3 protein-coding genes and 1 pseudogene are annotated in these 3,727 nt (G+C 67.1%); all 4 read left to right on the top strand.

Going from position 1 to position 3,727, the window contains the following annotated elements; translation table 11 throughout:
- A partial coding sequence (locus tag L995_RS22000) for an ABC transporter substrate-binding protein (RefSeq protein ID WP_047473716.1) occupies nt 1-776 on the top strand: 776 nt, incomplete at its 5' end.
- A 25-nt stretch (nt 777-801) separates the two neighbouring features.
- The gene (locus L995_RS21995) at nt 802-1,620 is read left to right on the top strand and encodes an ABC transporter ATP-binding protein (RefSeq protein WP_016447277.1); all 819 of its coding nucleotides are present in this window, start codon (nt 802-804) and stop codon (nt 1,618-1,620) included.
- 145 nt (nt 1,621-1,765) lie between these two features.
- The gene (locus L995_RS21990) at nt 1,766-3,601 is read left to right on the top strand and encodes an AMP-dependent synthetase/ligase (RefSeq protein ID WP_047473715.1); all 1,836 of its coding nucleotides are present in this window, start codon (nt 1,766-1,768) and stop codon (nt 3,599-3,601) included.
- Nucleotides 3,602-3,610: 9 nt separating this feature from the next.
- Nucleotides 3,611-3,727, top strand: a pseudogene (locus tag L995_RS33355) (enoyl-CoA hydratase); the annotation flags it as partial.

Raw genomic sequence — 3,727 nt, 5'->3', positions numbered from 1 at the left:
CCACCGAGCTCAACAACCCGGCCAAGTACCCGAACCAGTTCCTCGTGGGGCCCGACTACACGGAGATGTTCGGCATCCTGCTCAAGCACATCGCCAAGGAAAAGCCGGGCGCCAAGGTGGCCTTCGTCTACTCCGACTCCGAATTCGGCCGCGACCCCATCGAGGCCAGCGAAGCGGCGGCCAAGAAGCTGGGCCTGAACATGGTGGCCAAGCTGATGACGCCGCCCGGCAGCGTGGACGTGTCCACCGAAGTCATCAAGCTGCGCCGCGCCGCGCCCGACTACACCATCTTCCACGGCTACATCCTCGCGCCCATTCCCGAGTTCATCCAGCAGGGCAAGCAGATGGGCATGACCAGCCGATGGATGGGCACCTTCTGGACCATGGACAGCTCCACCGTCATGAAGATGGGCGAGGCCGGCGACGGTTTCATGGGCGTCATGCCCTACCGCTACTACTACGACACCTCGGCCAAGGCGCCCATGCTGGACAAGATCCGCGCGCTGCGCCCCGAGTACCAGAGCACGGCCTATATCCAGGGCTTTCTGGCGGCCATGCTGTTCGTGGAATCGGCCAGGCGCTGCCTGGACGCGGGCAAGCCGCTCACCGGCCCCAACCTCAAGGCAGCGCTCAACTCCATCAAGGACTTCGACACGGGCGGACTGATCGGCGTGCCCATCACCATCAAGGGCAATTCGATTCCCGTGGGCCGCGTCTACAAGGCGGACATGAAGGCGCAGAAGATGCTGCCTGCGTCCGACTGGATCGCACTTTGACCGTCGTCCGAACAGACGCCCGCACATGACCGAGCAGCCCACGGACAAGGTCCTCGAAATCAACAACATCGAGGTCATCTACAACAAGGTCGTGCAGGCCCTGCGCGGCCTGTCGCTGGCCGTTCCGCGCGGCCAGATCGTGGCGCTGCTGGGCAGCAACGGCGCGGGCAAGAGCACCACGCTCAAGGCCGTCTCCGGACTGCTGGCGCTGGAGGACGGCCTGCTGGCCAGCGGCAGCGTGCGCTACAACGGCCAGTCCACCGCGCAGTACGCGCCCCAGCAGCTGGTGCGCCTGGGGCTGTCGCATGTGATGGAGGGCCGGCGCGTGTTCGAGGACCTCACGGTGGAGGAAAACCTCGTGGCCGCGACCTACGCGCTCACGGGCCGCCATCAAGTCAAGCCCGACTTCGACCTGGTCTACAGCTACTTCCCGCGCCTGCATGAGCGACGCAAAGGCCTGGCCGGCTACCTGTCGGGCGGCGAGCAGCAGATGCTGGCCATTGGCCGCGCGCTGATCGCCGAGCCCCAGCTCATGCTGCTGGACGAGCCCTCGCTGGGCCTGGCGCCCAAGCTGGTGGAGGACATCTTCACCATCATCGCGCGCATCAATGCCGAGCGCGGCACCTCCATGCTGCTGGTCGAGCAGAACGCCACCGTGGCCCTGGCCGTGGCGCACAGCGGCTACATCATGGAGAACGGCAAGATCGTCATCGACGGCCCGGCCGAACGCCTGGCCCAGGATGCCGACGTGCGCGAGTTCTACCTGGGCATGGGTGGTGGCGGCGAGGCAAAAAGTTTTCGCGACCTGAAGCACTACAAGCGCCGCAAGCGCTGGTTGTCATGAAGCACCCCCTGAGTCGCTTCGCGCCTTCCCCCTCTCTCCCGCTTCGCGAGGGAGGGGGACAGCACCCTGGGTGCGGGGCGGCCCTTCCTCGGTGCTCCCGTGTGGGGGCACGCCAGTGTCACAGGCAGCGCGATGGGTCATTGATATGAAGAACCTTCCCGAACTCACCCTGCCCCAGATGCTGGCCGAACGCGCGCGCAGCGATGCCCGGCGCGTGGCCATACGGCAAAAGGACTTCGGCATCTGGAAGCCCACCAGCTGGGCGCGCTACCACGAGCGTGCCAGCCACTTCGGGCTGGGCCTGGCGCAGCTGGGCCTGCCGCCAGGCGGCCACATGGGCGTGATCTCCGAGAACCGCATCGAGTGGGTGCTGGCCCAGATGGGCGCGGGCCTGATCGGCGCCATCACCGTGGGCGTCTACCCCACCAGTCCCACGCCCGAGGTCGCCTACGTGGCCGGACACGCGGACATCGCCATCATGGTGTGCGAGGACCAGGAGCAGACCGACAAGCTGCTGGCCGCCCTGCCCGAGCTGCCGCAGCTGCAGAAAATCATCGTCATGGAGACCAAGGGCCTGCGCAGCCTTGCGCCCGAGCTGCGCGCCCTGATCACCACCTTCGACGAGGTCGAGCGCCTGGGCGCCCAGGCCGCCAGCCGCGCCCCCATCGAAGAGGCGCTGGCACGCCAGACGCTGGATGACGTGGGGCTGATGATCTACACCTCGGGCTCCACCGGCAAGCCCAAGGGCGCCATGATCACCTACCGCAACATCCGCGGCGTGGTGCCCGGCATTGCCGAGCGGCTGAGGCTGGATGGCGGCACGCGCCACCTGTCCTACCTGCCGCTGTGCCACGTGGCCGAGCAGATGCTGACCAGCTTCGTGCCGGTCTACCTGGGCTCGCAGGTGCACTTCGGCGAGTCCATCCGCACGGTGCAGGAAGACCTGCGCGAAGTCGCGCCCAACATGTTCCTGGGCGTGCCACGCATCTGGGAAAAGCTGCATGCGGCCATCAGCATCAAGATGCAGGAGACCGGGCCGCTGCGCCGCACGCTCTACCGGCGTGCCATGGCGGCCTGCGCGCCGCTGGCCGAAAAGCCCCGCAGGCAGTGGAGCCTGGCCGAGCGCCTGACCTGGGCCGCCAGCTACTGGAGCGTGCTGCGCGCACTGCAGAACTTCATCGGCCTGCGCCAGGTGCGCGTGGCGCTCACGGGCGCCGCGCCCATACCGCCCGACGTGGTGCGCTTTTTCCGCACGCTGGGCGTGCCGCTGATCGAGGTCTACGGCCTGACCGAATCCACGGGAATGGTCACAGGCCACCGGCTGGACGACGTGTCCGTGGGCAGCGTGGGCGTGGCCACCGAAGGCGTGCAATGGCGCATTGCCAGCCTCGGCAGCAACGCGGGCCACGAGGGTGACGACAGCGGCGAACTGCAGATCAAGGGCGACATGGTCTTCGCGGGCTACTACAAGAACCCCGAGGCCACGGCGCAAAGCATCCAGGACGGCTGGCTGCACACGGGCGACGTGGTGCGCGTGCAGGGCGGCCAGCTGCGCATCGTGGACCGCCTCAAGGACATCATGATCACCGCCGGCGGCAAGAACCTCACGCCCTCGGAGATCGAGAACACCATGAAGGCCAGCCCCTTCATCAAGGAGTGCATCGTCGTGGCCGAGGGCCGCAAGTTCGTGGGCGCGCTGGTGCAGATCGACTACGAGACCGTGGGCCAATGGGCACAGGCGCGGCGCATTGCCTTCACGCATTTCCGCTCCCTGGCCGAGATGCCCGAGGTGCGCGCGCTCATCGAGGCCGAGATCGCGCAGGGCAATGCGCGCCTGGCCCAGGTCTCGCATGTGCGGCGCTTCCATCTGCTGACCAAGGAGCTGGACCACGACGATGGCGAAGTCACGGCCACGATGAAGGTGCGCCGTTCTTCCATCTACAAGACCTACGCCGCCGAAATCGACGCCCTGTACCACTGATCCGCTCCCATGACCGACACGCAAGACACCCCGCTGCGGCTGCACCGCGAAGGCGCCATCGCCACGCTGACCTTCCACCGCCCCGCCGCCCTCAACGCCATCGACGTGCCCATGGCACTGGCGCTG

Source organism: Delftia sp. ZNC0008 (genome assembly GCF_000799035.1).
GTDB lineage: Bacteria > Pseudomonadota > Gammaproteobacteria > Burkholderiales > Burkholderiaceae_C > Comamonas > Comamonas tsuruhatensis.
Note: the sequence above shows the minus strand (reverse complement) of the source record. Positions and strands in the feature narration are given on the sequence as shown.

Coding starts and splice junctions, on each gene's coding strand:
- L995_RS21990 (WP_047473715.1), top strand. CDS start 1,766: ATGAAGAACCTTCCCGAACTCACCCTGCCCCAGATGCTGGCCGAACGC.
- L995_RS21995 (WP_016447277.1), top strand. CDS start 802: ATGACCGAGCAGCCCACGGACAAGGTCCTCGAAATCAACAACATCGAG.